17 protein-coding genes are annotated in these 18,702 nt (G+C 58.4%); 9 read left to right on the plus strand and 8 right to left on the minus strand.

Translation table 11 applies throughout. The annotated features are described in order from the left end of the window. Positions 1-28 precede the first annotated feature (28 nt). Positions 29-1,762 (plus strand): acetyl/propionyl/methylcrotonyl-CoA carboxylase subunit alpha, encoded by a 1,734-nt coding sequence (locus FE840_RS01090; protein ID WP_138288843.1) that lies wholly within the window; start codon positions 29-31, stop codon positions 1,760-1,762. Positions 1,763-1,828: 66 nt separating this feature from the next. Here FE840_RS01090 and FE840_RS01095 read toward each other — a convergent pair whose 3' ends face one another. Both FE840_RS01095 and FE840_RS01100 read right to left on the minus strand, forming a co-directional pair. Further along, positions 1,829-3,307, minus strand: coding sequence for an NAD-dependent succinate-semialdehyde dehydrogenase (locus FE840_RS01095; RefSeq protein ID WP_138288842.1), 1,479 nt, complete (start codon positions 3,305-3,307; stop codon positions 1,829-1,831). A gap of 3 nt (positions 3,308-3,310) precedes the next feature. Continuing rightward, positions 3,311-4,591, minus strand: a complete 1,281-nt coding sequence (locus FE840_RS01100; RefSeq protein WP_138288841.1) for a 4-aminobutyrate--2-oxoglutarate transaminase — start codon at positions 4,589-4,591, stop codon at positions 3,311-3,313. Between the two features lie 147 nt (positions 4,592-4,738). Between FE840_RS01100 and FE840_RS01105 the strand changes: the two genes are divergently transcribed. From FE840_RS01105 to FE840_RS01120, 4 genes are all read left to right on the plus strand, one after another. Then, a complete protein-coding gene (locus FE840_RS01105; RefSeq protein ID WP_138288840.1) occupies positions 4,739-5,569 on the plus strand; it encodes a MerR family transcriptional regulator in 831 nt (276 codons plus the stop codon). Between the two features lie 106 nt (positions 5,570-5,675). Further along, on the plus strand, positions 5,676-6,545 hold the full coding sequence (locus tag FE840_RS01110) for an aldose 1-epimerase family protein (protein WP_138288839.1): 870 nt from the start codon (positions 5,676-5,678) through the stop codon (positions 6,543-6,545). 69 nt (positions 6,546-6,614) lie between these two features. Next, positions 6,615-8,309 carry an adenine deaminase gene (gene ade / locus FE840_RS01115; protein WP_138288838.1) on the plus strand — a complete coding sequence of 565 codons (1,695 nt, stop codon included), beginning with the start codon at positions 6,615-6,617 and terminating at the stop codon, positions 8,307-8,309. Positions 8,310-8,440: 131 nt separating this feature from the next. Next, a complete protein-coding gene (locus tag FE840_RS01120; RefSeq protein ID WP_138288837.1) occupies positions 8,441-9,232 on the plus strand; it encodes a potassium channel family protein in 792 nt (263 codons plus the stop codon). 3 nt (positions 9,233-9,235) lie between these two features. On the opposite strand, the gene aac(6') is transcribed toward FE840_RS01120, so the two are convergent. Continuing rightward, entirely contained in the window at positions 9,236-9,688 is a 453-nt protein-coding gene (aac(6'), locus tag FE840_RS01125) for an aminoglycoside 6'-N-acetyltransferase (RefSeq protein ID WP_246318819.1), read from the minus strand. Then, a complete protein-coding gene (bglA, locus tag FE840_RS01130) occupies positions 9,685-11,349 on the minus strand; it encodes a beta-galactosidase BglA (RefSeq protein ID WP_138288836.1) in 1,665 nt (554 codons plus the stop codon). Before bglA ends, aac(6') begins: the two co-directional genes overlap by 4 nt. Before the next feature lie 191 nt (positions 11,350-11,540). Here bglA and FE840_RS01135 point away from each other — a divergent pair, with 191 nt between their 5' ends. Further along, positions 11,541-12,665 (plus strand): glycosyltransferase family 4 protein, encoded by a 1,125-nt coding sequence (locus FE840_RS01135; protein WP_138288835.1) that lies wholly within the window; start codon positions 11,541-11,543, stop codon positions 12,663-12,665. Here the strand turns inward: FE840_RS01135 and der are convergent. The 3 genes from der to FE840_RS01150 form a co-directional block, all read right to left on the minus strand. Continuing rightward, on the minus strand, positions 12,662-14,089 hold the full coding sequence (gene der / locus FE840_RS01140; RefSeq protein WP_138288834.1) for a ribosome biogenesis GTPase Der: 1,428 nt from the start codon (positions 14,087-14,089) through the stop codon (positions 12,662-12,664). The genes FE840_RS01135 and der overlap by 4 nt on opposite strands. A gap of 37 nt (positions 14,090-14,126) precedes the next feature. Beyond that, on the minus strand, positions 14,127-14,798 hold the full coding sequence (locus FE840_RS01145; RefSeq protein WP_138288833.1) for a tetratricopeptide repeat protein: 672 nt from the start codon (positions 14,796-14,798) through the stop codon (positions 14,127-14,129). 115 nt (positions 14,799-14,913) lie between these two features. Then, positions 14,914-15,495, minus strand: coding sequence for an NnrU family protein (locus FE840_RS01150; RefSeq protein WP_138288832.1), 582 nt, complete (start codon positions 15,493-15,495; stop codon positions 14,914-14,916). Positions 15,496-15,624: 129 nt separating this feature from the next. Between FE840_RS01150 and FE840_RS01155 the strand changes: the two genes are divergently transcribed. Both FE840_RS01155 and FE840_RS01160 read left to right on the plus strand, forming a co-directional pair. Beyond that, positions 15,625-16,635 carry a polysaccharide deacetylase family protein gene (locus FE840_RS01155; protein WP_138288831.1) on the plus strand — a complete coding sequence of 337 codons (1,011 nt, stop codon included), beginning with the start codon at positions 15,625-15,627 and terminating at the stop codon, positions 16,633-16,635. Between the two features lie 67 nt (positions 16,636-16,702). Further along, complete coding sequence (locus tag FE840_RS01160; RefSeq protein WP_171033786.1) at positions 16,703-16,858, plus strand: hypothetical protein; 156 nt, start codon at positions 16,703-16,705, stop codon at positions 16,856-16,858. Positions 16,859-16,965: 107 nt separating this feature from the next. On the opposite strand, the gene sbmA is transcribed toward FE840_RS01160, so the two are convergent. Continuing rightward, the gene (gene sbmA, locus FE840_RS01165) at positions 16,966-18,240 is read right to left on the minus strand and encodes a peptide antibiotic transporter SbmA (protein WP_138288830.1); all 1,275 of its coding nucleotides are present in this window, start codon (positions 18,238-18,240) and stop codon (positions 16,966-16,968) included. A 219-nt stretch (positions 18,241-18,459) separates the two neighbouring features. Between sbmA and FE840_RS01170 the strand changes: the two genes are divergently transcribed. Continuing rightward, positions 18,460-18,690 carry a hypothetical protein gene (locus FE840_RS01170; protein WP_138288829.1) on the plus strand — a complete coding sequence of 77 codons (231 nt, stop codon included), beginning with the start codon at positions 18,460-18,462 and terminating at the stop codon, positions 18,688-18,690. Positions 18,691-18,702: the final 12 nt, after the last annotated feature.

The raw sequence follows: 18,702 nt of genomic DNA on the forward strand, positions 1-18,702 counted from the left end.
GGCCAAGAGAGACAGTGAGGAGACCCCGATGAAGAAAGTGCTGATCGCCAATCGCGGCGAAATCGCCGTGCGCATCATCCGCGCCTGCCGCGACTACGGGCTTAAGTCCGTCGCGGTCTATGCCGATCCGGATCTGGATGCGATGTTCGTCAGGCTCGCGGATGAGGCTTATGGGCTGGGCGGCAGTCGTCCGGCAGAGACTTATCTCGATATCCAGAAGCTCATCGAGATTGCCCACCGGTCCGGCGCGGACGCGGTGCATCCCGGCTATGGGCTCCTGTCCGAACGGGCGGAATTCGCCCGCGCCGTGCAGGAGGCAGGCCTCACCTGGATCGGTCCGGATCCGCATGTGATCGAAGCGCTCGGCGACAAGGTCGAAGCGCGGCGGATCGCGCTTTCGGTCGGCGCTCCGCTGGTCGCCGGCAGCGATGGCCCGGTCGAGACGGCCGAGGAGGTAATCGCTTTCGCAAAAACACATGGACTGCCGGTTGCGATCAAGGCAGCGCATGGCGGCGGCGGGCGCGGCCTGAAGGTCGCCTGGAAGATGGAGGATGTGGCGGAGCTCTATCATTCCGCCGTGCGCGAAGCGGAAGCCGCCTTCGGCCGTGGCGAATGTTTCCTCGAACGTTTCCTTGATCGGCCGCGCCATATCGAGGCGCAGGTTCTCGCCGACAAGCATGGGAATGTTCTGGTGCTCGGCACGCGCGACTGTTCTCTGCAGCGGCGCAATCAGAAGCTCGTCGAGGAGGCGCCGGCGCCCTTCCTCAGCGATGCACAGCGGCAGGCGATCCACGACGCGGCGAAGAAGATCTGCGCGGCCGCCGGTTATTCGGGAGCGGGCACGGTCGAGTTCCTGCTCGGTATCGACGGGACGATCTCGTTCCTCGAGGTCAACACCCGCCTGCAGGTCGAGCACCCGGTAACCGAGGAAACGACCGGGATCGACCTTGTCATCGAGCAGTTTCGGATTGCCGAGGGCAAGGCGCTTGAGGTGCTGGAAACCCCTGCCCCGCACGGTCACTCGATCGAGTTCCGCATCAATGCCGAGGATCCCGTCCGGGGCTTCCTGCCGACGCCGGGCGCAATCACCCGCTTCGACCCGCCATCCGGTCCGGGCGTGCGCCTCGACACGGGCGTGACCACCGGCTCGACAGTTCCGGGCACCTTCGATTCCCTGATGGCAAAGCTGATTGTCACAGGCGCGACCCGCGAGCAGGCGCTTGCCCGGGCGCGGCGTGCCCTTGCAGAGTTTGCCATCGAGGGTATTGCAACGGTGCTGCCCTTCCATCGTGCCGCAATGGAAGCCCGCGACTTTACGGGTGAAGATGGTTTCCGCGTTCACACCCGGTGGATCGAGACGGATTTCGCCGAACCGCTTGCAGCGGCAGCCCGGCCCGAGCCGCTTCCAGATAGATCGCTGATCCGCACCCATGTCGAGATCGACGGCAAGCGGCACGAACTTGCCATCCCGGCAGGCCTTCTCAGCGGCATTGGCGGACAGTCCAGCTCATCGACCAGCGGCTCCACGTCATCGCCAGAATCGGAAGATATGTCAGGCGTCAGAGCACCGATTTCCGGAACATTGCAGGCGTTCAAGATCGAGGATGGAGCCGAAGTCAAGGCAGGGGACCTGATCGCCGTGATGGAAGCAATGAAAATGGAGACACAGGTGACAGCACCGCGCGCCGGACGCGTCAGCCTGAACGAAAGCCCAGGCAGTTATCTACAGGCGGGAACCATGATTGCCCGTTACCAGGACTGACATGGGGCAGATCAAAAAAAGAGCGGCTGAGATCATCAGCCGCCCGTCTCGTTGAAGACATCTACCTCAGATGCTGAGGCAGAGATACTTCATCTCGATATAGTCCTCGATCCCGTATTTCGAACCTTCGCGGCCCTGACCTGACTGTTTGATGCCGCCAAAGGGTGCGACTTCAGTTGAGATCAGACCGGTATTGATGCCGACCATGCCGTATTCAAGGGCTTCCGCCACGCGGAAGACCTTGGACAGGTCACGGGAATAGAAATAGGAGGCGAGGCCGAATTCGGTATTGTTGGCCATGTCGATGACCTCCTCCTCCGTCTCGAACTTGAAGAGCGGCGCCACCGGTCCAAAGGTCTCCTCGCGCGCGACCTTCATATCGGTAGTCACGCCCGTCAGGATCGTCGGCTCGAAGAACAACCCGCCCTTTTCGCCGCGCTTGCCGCCAACAGCCACCTTGGCACCCTTGGACGTTGCATCCTCGATATGCTCCTCGACCTTGGCCAGCGCCTTGTCGGAAATCAGCGGACCCGCATTCACGCCCGGCTCGAAACCGTCGCCTACCTTCATCTCACGCACTTTGATGGCAAGCTTTTCGGCAAAGGCATCATAGACACCGGACTGGACATAGATGCGGTTGGCGCAGACACAGGTCTGGCCATTGTTGCGGTACTTCGAAACCATCGCCCCCTCGACCGCCGCATCAAGATCGGCATCGTCAAAGACGATGAAGGGCGCATTTCCTCCAAGTTCAAGACCAAGCTTCATGATCTGGTCAGCGCCCTGGCGCATCAGGATTTTGCCGACATTGGTGGACCCGGTGAAGGTGAGCTTACGCACCTTGTCGTTCGAGCACATCTCCTGGCCGACTGCAGCCGAATCCGTCGATGTGATGACGTTGAACAAGCCGGCAGGCAAGCCTGCACGCTCGGCCAGCAGCCCCAGCGCCAGCGCAGAAAGCGGCGTCTCGCCAGCAGGTTTTGCCACAATGGCGCATCCGGCAGCGAGAGCCGGCGCCATCTTGCGGGCCAGCATGGCATTCGGGAAGTTCCAGGGCGTGATCGCCGCCACGACACCGACCGGCTGCTTGATGACGATGATACGCTTGTCCGGCTGATGGCCGGGGATTGTGTCGCCATAGATGCGCTTGGCCTCTTCGCCGAACCATTCGACATAGGAAGCACCGTAGAGGATCTCGCCCTTTGCCTCGGCGACTGGCTTGCCCATTTCCGACGTCAGAATGACCGCCAGGTCATCGGCATTGGCAACCATCAGATCGAAGAGCTTGCGCAAGATCCCAGCGCGCTCCTTGCCGGTCTTCGCGGCCCAGGCCTTCTGCGCTTTATAGGCGGCGTCGATCGCGCGTTTCGTTTCGGCAGGCCCCATGTCAGGCAGCGACGCGATCACCTCGCCGGTTGCCGGATTGCTGACGTCAAAGCTCTTGCCACTATCACTCTTGGCGATCCACTCGCCATTGATCAGCGCCTTGTCGACCAGAAGGCTCTGGTCCTTCAACTTGGAAAGCAGTTTTTCGGAAATCGTCATGTATCAGGCTTCCTTGGCGCATTCGCGCAATGTGTGTTCCAGAATGTCGAGGGCTTCGGCAAAGACGTCGTCCTGAATGGTAATCGGCGACAGGAAACGGATGACATTGCCGTAGACGCCGCAGGTCAGAAGGATAAGGCCCTTTTCCAGCGCACGTAAACGGACCTTGTTGGTAAAATCAGCATCCGGTGTCGTTGTTCCAGGCAGATTGAACTCAACTGCGTTCATGAAGCCTGGACCACGAATATCGGCGATTTGCGGCACTGCATCGCGAAGAGACTGGAGCCGCTGCTTCAGACGGTTGCCAAGGTAATCGGCCCGTTCGCAAAGCTTTTCTTCCTCAATCACATCAAGGACGGCATTGCCCGCTGCAATACCGATCGGATTGCCGCCATAGGTGCCGCCAAGGCCGCCCGGGCCCGGTGCATCCATGATTTCGGCACGACCCGTGACCGCTGCGATCGGGAAACCGCCCCCCAATCCCTTCGCCATGGTCGTAATGTCCGGCACGACGCCATAATGCTCCATGGCAAACAGCTTGCCGGTTCGGGCAAAGCCGGTCTGCACTTCGTCAGCGATCAGCAGAATACCGTGTTTGTCGGCAATCTCGCGCAGCTTCGGCATGAAGCCACGCGGCACTTCATAGAAACCGCCCTCCCCCTGAACCGGCTCGACAATGAAAGCGGCCACGCGCGCGGGATCCACATCCGCCTTGAACAGCTTGTCGAGCACGGAAAGCGTATCCTCGACAGAGGTCCCATGCAGTTCCACCGGGAAGGGTACATGGAAGACGTCCGGCATCATCGCGCCGAAACCGGTTTTGTACGGCACCACTTTGCCGGTCAGCGTCATGCCCATGAAGGTGCGGCCATGAAAGGCGCCGGTAAAGGCAATGACAGCAGAGCGATTGGTCGCGGCACGGGCGATCTTGATCGCATTTTCCACCGCCTCGGCACCGGTCGTGACAAAAATCGTCTTCTTCTTGAAAGCGCCGGGCACGGCATTGTTCAGACGCTCGGCGAGCGTCACGTAATTCTCATAGGGGATCACCTGATGGCAGGTATGGGTGAAGTGATCGAGCTGATCCTTCACAGCAGCAATCACCTTCGGATGCCGATGCCCGGTATTGACGACGGCGATGCCGGCGGCAAAATCGATATAGCGCCGACCCTCGACATCCCAGATTTCCGCATTCTCGGCGCGGTCGGCATAGACCTGCGTGGTGACGCCAACCCCGCGCGAAATCGCATCGGTCCTGCGTGCTGCAATTTCCGTATTCAACATGAAAATCCCCTGGATGTTCTTGGGCGCAAACAATGCCGGACGCAATCCACTGTTCCGGCGTTCGATGCAAGATTTCTTGCATTTTTTCTGTAGAGTTGCAATGTGCCTCGAAAGATTTATCGAGAGGCTCGACACAGGGAGGTCGCAATGGATGAGATCCGCTTCAAGATCGCTGAAGCCGCCCGCATGGCGGGCGTCTCGCCCTCAACCCTTCGCCTGTGGGAGAGTCAGGGCCTGATCGAACCCATCCGTACGGCCTCCGGCCAACGTCTCTTTACGCGGGACCACATAGAGCGCCTGAAGACCATCCGCTGGATGCGCAACGAGAAGGGTCTGAACCCGGCCGCCATCCGGGAGGCTCTGGCCGAGGAACCGCTCTTTGTGCCGCAGGCAAGTGAACCGGACGATGAGCTCGGGCCAACCCAGGGGACAGCGCTGTCCATCGGCTTCAAACTGCGGCGCCTGCGCCATGAAGCGGGAAAGACGCTAGAGACCGTGTCACAGGCGACAGGCATTTCCGTTTCTCTGCTTTCAACCTTCGAGCGCACCTCCCAGGGCCTTTCCTTCAAGGCGCTGCATGAACTGGCAGATTATTTCGGCACCACGATTGCCGCGCTCTCCGGCCAGGAGGACCAAAGGGAGGGGCAGTCCCTGATCCGGGCCGGCAAATGGGCGATCTGGCCTACCACGACGTCCGGTGCCACGGTCCAGGTGCTGGCAGAGGGGCGCAATCAGATGGAATGCCATCGCTTTCAACTGGCGCCCGGCGCATCAAGCGAGGGCGCATATCGGCACGAAGGCGAGGAATTCATTCACGTGTTGACGGGCCGGCTGGAAATCATTCTTGATGGCGACCAGTTCTTTGAACTCGGGCCCGGAGACAGCTTTTACTTCGAGAGCCGCCGTCCGCATTCCTGGCGCAACAGTGACGAAGGCGAAACCGTCCTTCTCTGGATCAACACACCGCCGACATTTTGAGGGTATAGAACGACCAGTCGGTTTAGCCACGATGCAGAAGCGATAGGGTCTGGTCCGCCGACCGCGTTCGACTAGGATCAAGAGCAGGGAATCATAAGGAACGGTCATGACGGACATCATCGACATCGGGACCGGCGACCTGCGGGCCAGCATTTCGGCACTAGGGGCGGAATTGCAAAGCCTGACGACAGATGACGGGCGTGACTGGCTCTGGCATGGCGACCCGGTCTGGTGGAGCGGACGCTCACCCATTCTGTTCCCCATCGTCGGCAAGGCACCGAATGGTCAGATCGCCATCGCGGGGAAAACCTATGCGATGGCCCAGCACGGCTTTGCCAGAAGAAGCCGATTCGAATTGATCGCCCACACTGAAGACAGTTGCGAGCACCAGCTGGTCTCATCCGATGAAACGCGTGGCCAATATCCCTTCGATTTCTGTCTCAGCCTCGCACATCGGGTTGATGGGCGGTCGCTTGTGGTCACCGCAAAGGTTCAGAACCGGGATGAAGGGCCACTGCCCTTCGGCATCGGCTTTCACCCTGCCTTTCGCTGGCCGCTTCCGGGGGCGGACGGCAAGGCCCATTATGTTAGTCTGGACAATGGCCAAAGTCCGAAAATGATCCAGTTGGAAGACGGACTGATTGGTCAGAGCCTGCCGGGCTCGCCGTTCAGGGCGGGGCGATTGGAACTTGAACACCACCTGTTCGACCATGATGCGCTGATCTTTCCCGAGGGTGCTGGCACGGGCCTGACCTATGGCGCCGAAGGTGGACCGTCACTCCACTTTACCTTTGAAAACCTGCCCAACATCGCGTTGTGGCAAAAACCCGGTGCACCATTCCTGTGCGTGGAACCCTGGCATGGCATGGCAGCCCATGCCGGTGGCACTGCCGAAATCACCGAGCGGCCATACACCATCGCGCTGGCGAAGGGTCAGGACATGTGCTTTTCCTTCCGCCTGACGCTTGATGGCTAAACAAAACGCTCTTGGCGGTTCAGCCGAGATTGCCTAACATGAAGAAAATTTATTGCACGAGGGGAAACGATGAGCAGTCTCGAAAGCCGCATTGACCAAGGCGTCGGTCGCGAACCAGCCGATATCGTTCTCAAGGGTGGCCGTTTCTTCGACCTGACCACAGGCGAACTGGTCGCGTCCGATATCGCGATCTGCGGCGACACGATTGTCGGAACCTGCGGTGAATATGATGGCCGCGAAGTGATCGACATCTCCGGCAGGATCGTCGTGCCGGGCTTCATCGATACCCATCTGCATATTGAAAGCTCGGTGCTGACGCCGCAGGAATTTGATCGCTGCGTATTGCCCTATGGCGTGACGACCATCATCTGCGATCCGCATGAGATTGCAAATGTGCTCGGCACCGACGGCATCCAGTTTTTCCTGGATTCGGCCATGGAAAGCGTCATGGACATCCGGGTGCAGCTGTCCTCCTGCGTGCCGGCCACCCATCTCGAGACCGCCGGTGCCGATCTTCCGATCGAAAAGCTCCTGCCCTTCCGCGATCACCCCAAGGTCGTCGGCCTTGCCGAATTCATGAATTTCCCCGGCGTCATCCACAAGGACCCCGGCTGCCTTGCCAAACTTGAGGCCTTCCAGGGCGGCCATATCGACGGGCATGCCCCACTGCTGCTCGGCAAGGAACTGAACGGTTACCTCTCGACCGGCATCCGCACCGACCATGAATGCACCTCGGCTGCCGAGGCATTGGAGAAAATCCGCAAGGGCGTGCATGTTCTGGTCCGCGAAGGCTCGGTCTGCAAGGATCTGCACCACCTGCTGCCCGTGATCACCGAACGCCTGTCGCCCTTCATCGCGCTTTGCACCGACGACCGCAACCCGCTCGACATTGCCGATGAAGGCCATCTCGACCATTCGATCCGCACGGCCATTGCCCATGGTGTCGAACCGATTGCCGTCTACCGTGCCGCCTCGATTTCCGCTGCCCGCGCTTTTGGCCTTCGTGATCGCGGGTTGATCGCGCCCGGCTGGAGGGCCGATCTGGTGGTCATCGACAGCCTGGAAAACTGCGCGGCAGACATGGTCTTTGCCGGTGGCCGCAAGGTGACCGAGGCCCTGTTTGCCAGCCGTAAAAAGGTCGAGCCCGTCGGCCTCGACAGTGTGCGTATCACTCCGCGACAGCCCAAGGATTTTGCCATTGCCGCGAGCGACCGGGAATTTCCGGTGATCGGTGTCGTTCCCGGCCAGGTGATCACCGAGCATCGCCGGCTGCGTCTGCCGATGGCCGGCAATGAGGCGACGATGGATTTCGACCGGGACATCATCAAGGTCGCCGTCATCGAACGGCACGGCAAGAATGGCAATCACGCCAATGGCTTCGTCCAGGGCTTCGGCTTAAAAAAGGGTGCGATTGCCTCAACCGTCGGCCATGACAGTCACAATATCTGTGTGGTTGGTGCCAATGAAAGCGACATGGCGATTGCCGTCAACCGGTTGGCGGAGATCAAGGGCGGCTTTGTCGTGGTCGCCGATGGCGAGGTGCTGGGAGAAATTTCGCTGCCGGTCGCAGGACTCATGAGCCTGCAGAGCTTTGAAACCGTGCGCGATGAGCTGAAGGCGCTGCGCCAGAAGGCCGTCACCCTCGGAACATCGCTGCAGGAACCCTTCCTCCAGGTCTCCTTCCTGCCGCTGCCGGTGATCCCGCATCTGAAACTCACCGACATGGGCATGGTGGATGTCGACAGGTTCGAGTTGATCGCGTGATCTGACCAACACCGTATTGGACAGTTGCGGATCGCCGACGCGGGAACACTTGCAGGCGTGTTCCGTTGCAGGAACCGGGAGCGCGGCATCAGGAGGCGCCAGCCCCTGAAATGTTTGACTTAAGGAGATCCATGCCAGACGCAACGATCAAGCCAAGATTGAAGATTATCCGCCAGCAACTGGCGCGCCTCTATTACGGACACGACACGGCGGCAATCCGTTTCCAGTTCGTGCTGATGGTCATTGACCTTGCCATTATCGGCTTCTTTCTGGCGGGACCCTATTTGCGCGATCGCCCAAGCTATCTGATCCTTGACTACATGATTGCTGCCTGGATTGCCCTTGAGCTGATTGCACAATGGTCGGCAACTTATTCCACCCGGCGCTTTCTCATGCGCCCGCTGACCTGGGTCGACATCTTCGTTCTCTGCACGCTGCTCTTTCCGCATTGGCTGTTCAATTTCGCCTTCCTGCGGGTCGCACGGATATGGGCGATCACCCAGCGACCGGTCTTCAAGCTGATGCTGCATCGGCTTGGTCTTCTGGAGCGCGCGGATGTCGTGTCCGCCTTCATCAACCTCTTCGTCTTCCTGTTCCTGGTGACCGGCTTCGTCTACACCTTCTTCTTCTACCAGGAAGACCCCGGCACCGGCTTCGTCGATGCTCTCTATTTTACGGTGGCCACTGTCACGACAACTGGTTTCGGTGACATCACCCTGCCCGGCACCTTCGGCAAGCTCACATCCGTGATCACCATGATCGTCGGAATTTCGCTTTTCGTTCGGCTCGCCCAGGCGATCGTCAGGCCCAACAAGGTGACATTTCCCTGCCCTCAATGCGGCCTGTCTCGGCACGACATCGATGCCGTACACTGCAAGGCCTGTGGGCATCTGCTCAATATCCCAGATGAAGGTGTAACCTGAACCTCAAAGACGACGGCGAAAACAGACGACCCGCTGCGTCTCTTCGAAACCAAGCGCCTCATGCATGGCATGGGAAATCGTGTTACTCAGTTCAGCATCGGAAGCGAGCTCTGTCAGCCCCTTTGACCGCGCCCAAGCAGCAACGGCGTTGACGAGCGCTGTCGCAACGCCTTGCCGTCTCACCGGAGATCGCACGAAGATGCCTTCAAGAAAGGCGACTGGCGAGGTTTCGCATCCATTGACGTAATCGGACCTGACACTTGCTTCGGCGAACCCGATTGCCTCTCCGTTAAGATCCACACAGAGAAAAGCCACCAGCCTTCCCGGCTCTGAAAGAGCATCAACAATCTCTGCCCTATGGCTATCAACGGCAAGATGCGGCCAAAGCTGATGCCGCAGTTCCGCGCAGATATCGAGGTCAGCTGCCGAAGCTCTGACCACCGTCAGCCCACTCACGAGAGCCTCGCACAAATACCGTCAAGCGGACCGAGCCTGATTTCGCCATCGACCACGGTTCCGCCCAGGCCGGGCATGGCAAGTACCGCCTGCACGGCATGCCCGCTCGGCAGCGCCAATTCCTGCGGCCCGCGGCGAAGGTTAAAGACGAACAACAGCCGATCCTCACCCTTGCTCCGGGTAAAGGCCAGAACATCCTCGTTCGTCGCCACGAACTGCATCTCGCCATCGATCAAAGCCGGGTGCAGCTTTCGGAAAGCGAGTGTCGCGCGGTAATGGGCAAGAACCGATTCCTCGTCCTTCTCCTGGACATCCACGGCCATGGAGAGATGTTCCTCCGGCACCGGCAGCCAGGGCTTCCCGGCAGAAAAACCGGCCTTTGCCTTGCGATGCTCCCAGACCATCGGGGTCCGGCATCCATCACGCCCCTTGAAGGCCGGCCAGAAGCGTATGCCATAGGGATCGCGCAGATCCTCGAAGGCAATCTCGGCCTCTGGCAGCCCCAGTTCTTCCCCCTGATAGAGACAAATCGAGCCACGCAAGCTGGCAAGCACGCTGATGGCGATTTTCGCCACCGCTTCACGCTCACCGCTCTCCTCGACAAAGCGGCTGACATGGCGAGGCACATCGTGATTCGAAAAGGCCCAGCAGACCCAGCCATCCGCCACTTGTTTCTGGAACGACTGAACGCAGTGGCGAATATGGCTTGGGGTGAAATCCGGACTGAGGAGATCGAAGGTGTAGCACATGTGCAGCTTGTCGCCGCCGGACGTGTAAGCCGCGACCGTTTTGAGCGAACGCGCGCCGTCGCCGACTTCGCCCACGGTTGTGCGATCCGGATATTGGTCGAGGAGTGCTCGGAAGCGCTTCAGAAACTCGATGTTCTCCGGCTGCGTCTTGTCGAACAGATGGCTTTGCATGCCGTAGGGATTGACGTCGGGCGCATCGAGCCCGGCATCTTCGCTGTCTGGAACATGGGGTGGATTGTCCCGCAATTCCTTGTCGTGAAAGTAGTAGTTGACGGTATCGAGGCGGAAGCCGTCGACTCCGCGATCGAGCCAGAATTTGACTGCCTGCAGCACGGCATTCTGAACCTCCTTGTTGTGGAAGTTCAGATCTGGCTGGGATGTCAGGAAATTGTGCATGTAATATTGCTTGCGCACGCCATCCCATTCCCAGGCGGGGCCGCCGAAGACCGACAGCCAGTTGTTGGGTGCAGTCCCATCCGGTTTTGCCGCCGCCCAGATATACCAGTCAGCCTTGGGATTATCCCGGCTTTTCCGGCTTTCCTCGAACCAGGGATGCTGATCGGAGGTATGCGAAATCACCTGATCAATGATCACCTTCAGCCCAAGGCGCTTGGCCTCCTTCATCATGCGGTCGAAATCGGCCAGCGTGCCAAACATCGGGTCGACATCACAATAATCCGACACGTCGTAGCCCATGTCGGCCTGCGGTGAGGTGAAGAAGGGCGATAGCCATATGGCGTCGACACCAAGCGAGGCGATATAGGGCAAGCGCTCGGTAATGCCCTTGATGTCGCCAATCCCGTCGCCATCGGTATCCAGGAACGAACGTGGATAGACCTGATAGATCACCGCACCACGCCACCAGTCCTGTCCGCGATCATACTTTTGCGTCTGGGCTTGATGCTTGATCATCGGTCAATCCTTGTTTCTGGAAGCTGTCGGGGGGAACAGAGCACAAGATGGGGGGTTAGCTCAATCGGACCGGGGAAAACTGCGCTATCACGGTGACATCAGCCTGTCATATCGGAAGCGCATAACCCCTTCAGTGAAGACTTGGAGGAATCAACCGTTAAATCAAGGTGATTCCGGAATGGCGATCCAAGATGCCCAGACTGACAATCATCACTGACGCGTGGCATCCCCAGGTGAATGGGGTAGTTCGCTCGATTGAGAACACCAATCGAGAATTGAAATCCATGGGTGTCGAGGTCTCGATGGTGACGCCGGAGCCGTTTTCCAGCATTCCAATGCCAACCTATCCCGAGATCCGGCTGTCGCTTGCCACTCCCGGACAGGTGGGCCGACTAATCCAAGGGCAGAGGCCGGACTACGTTCACATTGCCACAGAGGGGCCGCTGGGCTTGCTCGCGAGGCGCTGGTGCCTGCGCAACGGTCAGCCTTTCTCCACCAGCTATCATACCCGCTTCCCGGAATATGTGGCGGCTCGTTTGCCGGTGCCGCTGTCCTGGCTTTACGCCTATGTCCGCTGGTTTCACAATCGCGGTGGAGCCTGCATGGTGGCGACGGAAAGTCTGCGGCAGGAGATGGCAGCACACGGTCTGAAGAACCTTTGCCTCTGGAGCCGTGGGATAGACACCGAACGCTTTCATCCGCGCGCAAAATCAGACAAGCCCTTCGGCCTTCCCCGCCCGATCTTCATGACGATCGGTCGCGTGGCGGTGGAGAAGAACCTGCCAGCCTTTCTTGACCTGAATCTGCCAGGATCAAAGGTGGTGGTGGGAGATGGCCCCGCACGCGCTGAACTGGAAGCCCGCTATCCGGACGTAGTTTTCACCGGCGTCAAGCATGGCGAGGAACTTGCCTCGGCTTATGCAGAAGCCGATGTCTTCGTCTTCCCATCGAAAACAGACACATTCGGCAATACGATACTCGAGGCCATGGCCTCGGGCGTCCCGGTTGCAGCATTTCCAGTCACCGGTCCGGTCGACATCATACCGAGAGGATCAAAGGCCGGCGCTTTGCACGAAAATCTTGCAACAGCCTGTCTGGAAGCTCTCAAGTGCTCGAAAGAAGCCGCCCGCGAATTGGCGGAAAGCTTCTCCTGGAGAGCGGCAAGCCAGCAATTCTTCGACAATGTGGTGGAAGCCAAGGAACAGCGGCGCAGACGTGGTCTCAGGCAGCGTTTTGGCATTCGTCCCGCGGAAACGGATAAGCTCCGGAGACAGGGTGCTGATCAGTCACGTGATCAGAGCGAAGCTACGGCTTAGTGCTTCTTCTTCCTGTTCTCGAACGGGTTTTCACCAGCCTTGAAATGGATGCGGATCGGAACACCAGGCATCTGGAAATCCGTCCGGAGGCCATTGCTCAAATAGCGGACATAGCTTTCTGGAAGCGCATCCGGACGCGTGCAGGAAATCATGAAGGCCGGCGGACGAGCCTTGACCTGTGTCATGTATTTGAGCTTCAGGCGACGGCCCGAAACCGCCGGCGGCGGATGTTGGGTGGTGACAGCATCGAGCCAGCGATTGAGCTTGGCGGTCGAGATGCGTTTGTTCCACACCTTGTCGGTGTCGACAATGTTCTGCATCAGCTTGTCGAGGCCATATCCGGTCTGGCCGGAGATCGGCACCGCGCGAATACCACGTGCCTGCGGCAACAATCGCTCGGTCTTTTCGCGCAGATCCGCCAGCACCGCCTGCGGGTCCTCGACGAGATCCCACTTGTTGAAGGCAAGAACGGCCGCGCGTCCCTCACGCAACACGAAATCCACGATCTGTAGATCCTGCTTCTCGAAAGGGATGGTCGCATCGAAGACGATAACGACTGTTTCCGCAAACCGGACAGCGCGAAGCGTATCGGCAACGGATAGTTTCTCCAGCTTCTCCTGAACGCGTGCCTTGCGCCGCATTCCGGCAGTGTCGAACATCTTGATCGTACGTCCGCGCCAGTCCCATTCAACGGAGATGGAATCGCGCGTGATACCGGCCTCAGGCCCGGTCAGCAGTCGATCCTCACCAAGGAAGCGATTGATCAGGGTGGACTTACCGGCATTGGGACGACCGACAATCGCAACCCGGAGCGGCTTGCTCTCGTCATATTCCGGCTCCGCCTCACCATCCTCATCGCCTTCGGCATCGCCCTGCGGCAAGACAACATCGGTCTCGGCAACATCCTCCGGCTCGGGGAAGGCACGCTCCTCGCCGATTGCTTCAACGATCGCATCGCGCAGGTCGATCATGCCCTGCCCGTGCTCGGCAGAGATTGGAACCGGTTCACCGAGGCCAAGCGTATAGGCATCGTAGAACCCTCCATCGGAACCCTTGGCTTCCGATTTATTGGCGACCAGTACCACCGGCTTGCCGCGACGACGCAGCATTTCTGCCAGTGATTGGTCAACCGGCGTCAGGCCATATTTGGCGTCAACGACAAAGAGCGAGAGATCTGCCTCATCAATCGCCGCTTCCGTCTGGGCACGCATCCGGCCCTCCAGCGTGTCCGGACCTGCCGCTTCGAGGCCAGCCGTATCAATGATGCGAAAGCGAAGGTCCACGAGCTTGGCCTCGCCCGGACGACGGTCGCGGGTTACGCCCGGCGTATCATCGACAAGCGCAAGCTTCTTGCCAACCAGCCGGTTGAAAAGCGTGGACTTGCCGACATTCGGGCGGCCAACGATGGCAACAGTAAAACTCATGAACGTCTTGGACTTTCTGGCTGCCTTGCAGCACCAATCAATCGGCCTTGCCGGAAGCTGTAATGTTATCGAGAAGCATCTGAGCACGGTCAGAGACATTCCGCGGAGCTTCCGCGTCCTCTACAATCTGCTCAAACCATTCGCGTGCACGGACCATGTCTTCGGCCTTATATGCAGCAAGACCAAGCGCCTCACGCGCCGAATGGCGCATGGCGTTGGTCGGGGTCGCCATCGCTTCGACGGCCGCCGAAACCTGCTCATAGGTCCCATGGTCGATCAACAGCCAGGCAGCGCGCATCTTCGCAACATTACGCACGGCCTCCGGAACGGCTGTATCTGAACCAATGGCGTTGAAATCCTGAACTGCCGCATCCGGATTCCCCTGCTCGGCCGCAATAGAGGCACCACGCAATCTGGCCAATACGGCGTATGAACCGTATCCGTCCGTTTCGAGCGCGGCAAGAGCCTGAGCGGCTTCGTCCATCCGACCCTGATCGGCAAGTGTCAGAGCGGCAAGAAAGCGGTCCCCTGCATCCGAGGCGCGAGTGGTGTCAAAATGGTTCCAAAGACGATGGCCAGCGGTACCCACCACGATCAGGACGGCAACAGCAATGACGGCATATCCATAGCGTTTCCACGCCGAGCGGAACTGATCGGAACGGAGTTCCTCATTGACTTCGCGAATAAAGCTGTCGTTGTTGTCAACCATTCCTGTTCCCGGACGCGCCGGCCCTTCCAATGCATAGATGTGCGTGAGCGGCCTTCTAAACGATTTTTATCCGCTTGTAAGGGAAAAACGCCAAGAAGACTAACGGCGCAACCGATCAGTTCACCACGATCGGCGCAACTCCGATCACGATCTTGTGGAGCCACATCGTAATTGCCGCCCAGGCAACCAGTCCAATGACGACCGCCATCACGTCATGTTTGGCTGAAACGAATGGACGGAGCTTAGCGTCGCCTGCGGCCTGGCGCCGCTTGAGATTGATCCTCAAGATCACACCCCATGCCAGAAAGGCAACGAACAGAAGGACAGACGCCACGTCACCATTGGCGATCAGATGGGCAAAGGCCCAGATCTTCACCGAGAGCACCATGGGGTGCTTCGTCTTCACGGCGATGTGGCCGGCAGGCAGGAAAGCAGCGACAAGACAGATCATCGCGAAGATCATGATCGTCGTCGTCAGATGACCCGTCCATGTTGGCGGGAACCAGATATTGACCGTCGGAGCGACAGCATAACCCCAGACGAGGATTGCAAGGGTTACTGCACTGAGACCGGAGTAAATGCCTTTCCAGCCCCCCTCTCCAAAACGAACGATCATCTGGTTGCGAAAACCTGGAGCCACCACCCGAACCATGTGGGTAGCGAGAAACAGAATGATGCCGACAATCAGGAGTGTCATCTGGGGAACCTCTTGGAAACCATAATGCCACAGGCATACCGGCACGCAGGTCCTTTTTCCAGTCTGTTCAAAGCTTGGCCGTAATTGTGTGCAACTTCACCCTGATTACCGTGATGATGGGCTTAATCGATGTTGCGTAGTGTATTGACCGCCTGCATGCTGTTTCCTTTGCTTGACACAATAGCAAAGGCGGAAACGACGCAAACCATCGATGACAAACGTGGAAAACAGCTGGTACTCATTTCCTTCGACGGCGCGCTCGACAATCGCCTTTGGGAAAGAAGTCGCAATTTCGCGAAAGCTCATGGCATCCATTTTACCTATTTCCTCTCCTGCACCACGCTGATCCCAAGAGAGCGCGCTGGGGACTACAAGGCGCCCGGCATGAAAGCGGGACGCTCGAATATTGGTTTCGCCGCCTCTCCCGAAGACGTCTCCCTGCGTTTGCGACATATCTGGGAAGCCCATACGGAGGGCCATGAAATTGCGAGCCATACCTGTGGCCATTTTGATGGGAAGGAGTGGACCAAGGCAGAATGGCTGACGGAATTCGAGACGTTTCATCGCGTTCTCGCCAATGTCTGGAAAGATAATGGCGAAGCGAACCAAGAGCCGGAGGGCTGGGCAGATTTCGTATCAAACGGCATTATCGGCTTCCGGGCACCCTATTTGTCGGCGCCGGAGAGCCTCCATGCAGCCCAGCGCGAGTTTGGTTACCGTTATGATGCAAGCCTCGTCAGCCACGATCCTGAACGACCCAGGACTGTGAAAGGCGTTACCCGCTTCGCTCTGCCGCTCATTCCGGAAGGTCCGCGCCAGCGACGGATCATTGCGATGGACTACAATCTGTTCATCCGCCATTCCGCAGGGCTCAACAACCCGTCTAGAGCAGCTGAATTCGAGGAAAGTGCCTACCAGGCTTTTCGCGCCGCCTTCGAAAGTGAGTATCGAGGGGCTCGGGCGCCCCTGCAGATCGGCCTGCATTTCGTCGAAATGAATGACGGTGCCTATTGGCGCGCGATGGAACGGCTTGCTTCCGACGTCTGCGGCCTTCCGGATGTAGCCTGTGTCACCTATAGGCAGGCTCTGGATATGCTCGAAGGTGAGGGTGATCAGGCGGCGACGCCAGGCGCCATGTGATCGCGTGACGCATTTACACTCAGGCCACCAGGACCGATATGCGCCTCATACACTTTTGGGGAAATCCATGAAGATCTTGTTCCTGATCGCCTGCGCCTGCGTGATTGCCGCAACCATTGGCGCCCTCGCCATCGGCCTGACACTCTTTACCCAGCCCGAAGCCTATGCTGCGCTGGATCAGCCGCACTTTTTCCTTCAACTCACTCAATTCCGCTTGGTCTGATCACAAAGAAGCAGCCACGGTCAGTACAATTGATGAAGGCCGCCCAATCTCTTGGGCGGCCTTGATCTCATTGGGCGCGAGAAGGCCTTTGCGAAGACAAGCCCCTATCAAAGACGGTTTGCGCCGATTTCACCCTCAACCGCTTCTGCTTCCAGATAGCGCTTGTCGATGTCCGGCAGGTCCTCACCGTCAATCGCGGCCTCAAAAGCGCGAAGACGCTTGTAGATGGACAAGAGCTCGACGATCGTCGGCCATGACGCCACCAGATACTGGAATGACGAGGTCACCTGTCCGAAGGCGCCTGATATCTGGTTGAGCGCGCCAAGCGAGATCTTGCCGGCAATGATGGACGGCGCGAGGATCACGATCGAGAAGATATTGTTGATTTGCAGATAGAAAATGCGGGCAATGTTGAAGTAGAGATAGTGGAAATAGAGGCGGAAGTAATTCCGCCGCACATCGGCAAACAGTTCCTGTACGGTCATCGGACGCGCACGATCGGCATTATCCTCGCCATAGACGAGTTCCTTGCGGTAGGCCGCCTCGACGCGCTGGTTGCGGAATTCGAGGCCTGGCAGCTTGATGCCCACAATTGCAAGAAACACGGTTCCGAACAACGACCAGACAATCGCGGCAACGAGGAGCGGATAGGGAATTTCGCCAACGATCGGCAGTTCGGTCACGTTTGCAGAGAGGCGGATCAGAACCGGGGTGAAGGCAATCAGTGTCATGACGGAATCGACAAAACTAACACCCAGGCCCTCAACGGTGGAGGAAAAACGCATCGTGTCTTCCTGAACGCGCTGGGATGCACCTTCGATAAAGCGCAGTTTTGGCCATTGGGACATATAGTAGTCGTTCATCGCAGTGCGCCAACGGAAAATGTAGTGACTGACGAAGAAGCGCGTCATGACGGCAACGGCGACGGCAACGAGCGCAATTTGCAGGAAGACGGCCAGCTGACCGTAGAACTCACCCGCCGTCACTGGACGAGACTGCGAAACTGCAGCCTGCACCATGTCCCAGAATGGACCATACCAGTTGTTGATCGCAACGCTGACCTGAACCTGAAAATAGGTCACGAACAGGATCAGTGCTGAGCCAAGGATGGACCAGGTCTGCCACGGATGGGGAGACACAATGAACCAGAATGCAGCAAAAAGCCCAACAACAAGAGCAAAATACAGGTAAAACCAAAGGAACGGCCCCGACCAGAATGTTGAAACTCCGATCATTGGTGGAAGATCGGCGGGATAAGGACCCATACCGAAGACTGCCCCCAGGTCCTCAAAGAACAAATACCACATTATGATTGCGATAATTGACCAGAGAACCACGGAGGGGAAAAAGATGGACGGCTTCGGGAAGAATGACTTGAACACGGGCGGGTACTTTCGTGTCTTTGATAGGGTTGTCTGGAAGTTGCGTCGGATGACGGCAAACTAGGGCAGAAGCATGTCACCAGCAATGGCGTTCAGGAATTGTGGACAGATTGTAACGCAAGGTTCACCATTCATTGATCACCACCGCCAGTTCCGTGACACCTTGCTCCCGTCCAGAAAATCGCTAGAGGAGGGTCACTAGACTTTCAGGAGCGTCCCATGAGCGATCTCAGCCTGCAGCAGGCCATCGACAATATCTATGCCTCGATCAACAACGACAACGAAGAGATCGACACCCATATTGCGGCGCTGAAGGCGGCGATGGCGCGAGAGGGCGTCAAAGAGGCCATTTTCGAGACGGGCAAGCTCGCCCAGCCGAACCGGCAGGGCCGGAAAATCATGCAGTCCTATTTCAAGAAGAAGGGTGTGGCCGTCGGCTTCACGGCTTAGCATCGCAGAACT

It is taken from the genome of Peteryoungia desertarenae (assembly GCF_005860795.2).
Taxonomy (GTDB): domain Bacteria; phylum Pseudomonadota; class Alphaproteobacteria; order Rhizobiales; family Rhizobiaceae; genus Allorhizobium; species Allorhizobium desertarenae.

Coding starts and splice junctions, on each gene's coding strand:
- der (WP_138288834.1), bottom strand. CDS start 14,089: ATGAGTTTTACTGTTGCCATCGTTGGCCGCCCGAATGTCGGCAAGTCC.
- FE840_RS01120 (WP_138288837.1), top strand. CDS start 8,441: ATGCCAGACGCAACGATCAAGCCAAGATTGAAGATTATCCGCCAGCAA.
- FE840_RS01105 (WP_138288840.1), top strand. CDS start 4,739: ATGGATGAGATCCGCTTCAAGATCGCTGAAGCCGCCCGCATGGCGGGC.
- ade (WP_138288838.1), top strand. CDS start 6,615: ATGAGCAGTCTCGAAAGCCGCATTGACCAAGGCGTCGGTCGCGAACCA.
- FE840_RS01170 (WP_138288829.1), top strand. CDS start 18,460: ATGAGCGATCTCAGCCTGCAGCAGGCCATCGACAATATCTATGCCTCG.
- FE840_RS01110 (WP_138288839.1), top strand. CDS start 5,676: ATGACGGACATCATCGACATCGGGACCGGCGACCTGCGGGCCAGCATT.
- FE840_RS01135 (WP_138288835.1), top strand. CDS start 11,541: ATGCCCAGACTGACAATCATCACTGACGCGTGGCATCCCCAGGTGAAT.
- FE840_RS01095 (WP_138288842.1), bottom strand. CDS start 3,307: ATGACGATTTCCGAAAAACTGCTTTCCAAGTTGAAGGACCAGAGCCTT.
- FE840_RS01155 (WP_138288831.1), top strand. CDS start 15,625: ATGTTGCGTAGTGTATTGACCGCCTGCATGCTGTTTCCTTTGCTTGAC.
- FE840_RS01150 (WP_138288832.1), bottom strand. CDS start 15,495: ATGACACTCCTGATTGTCGGCATCATTCTGTTTCTCGCTACCCACATG.
- FE840_RS01145 (WP_138288833.1), bottom strand. CDS start 14,798: ATGGTTGACAACAACGACAGCTTTATTCGCGAAGTCAATGAGGAACTC.
- FE840_RS01100 (WP_138288841.1), bottom strand. CDS start 4,591: ATGTTGAATACGGAAATTGCAGCACGCAGGACCGATGCGATTTCGCGC.
- bglA (WP_138288836.1), bottom strand. CDS start 11,349: ATGATCAAGCATCAAGCCCAGACGCAAAAGTATGATCGCGGACAGGAC.
- FE840_RS01090 (WP_138288843.1), top strand. CDS start 29: ATGAAGAAAGTGCTGATCGCCAATCGCGGCGAAATCGCCGTGCGCATC.
- FE840_RS01160 (WP_171033786.1), top strand. CDS start 16,703: ATGAAGATCTTGTTCCTGATCGCCTGCGCCTGCGTGATTGCCGCAACC.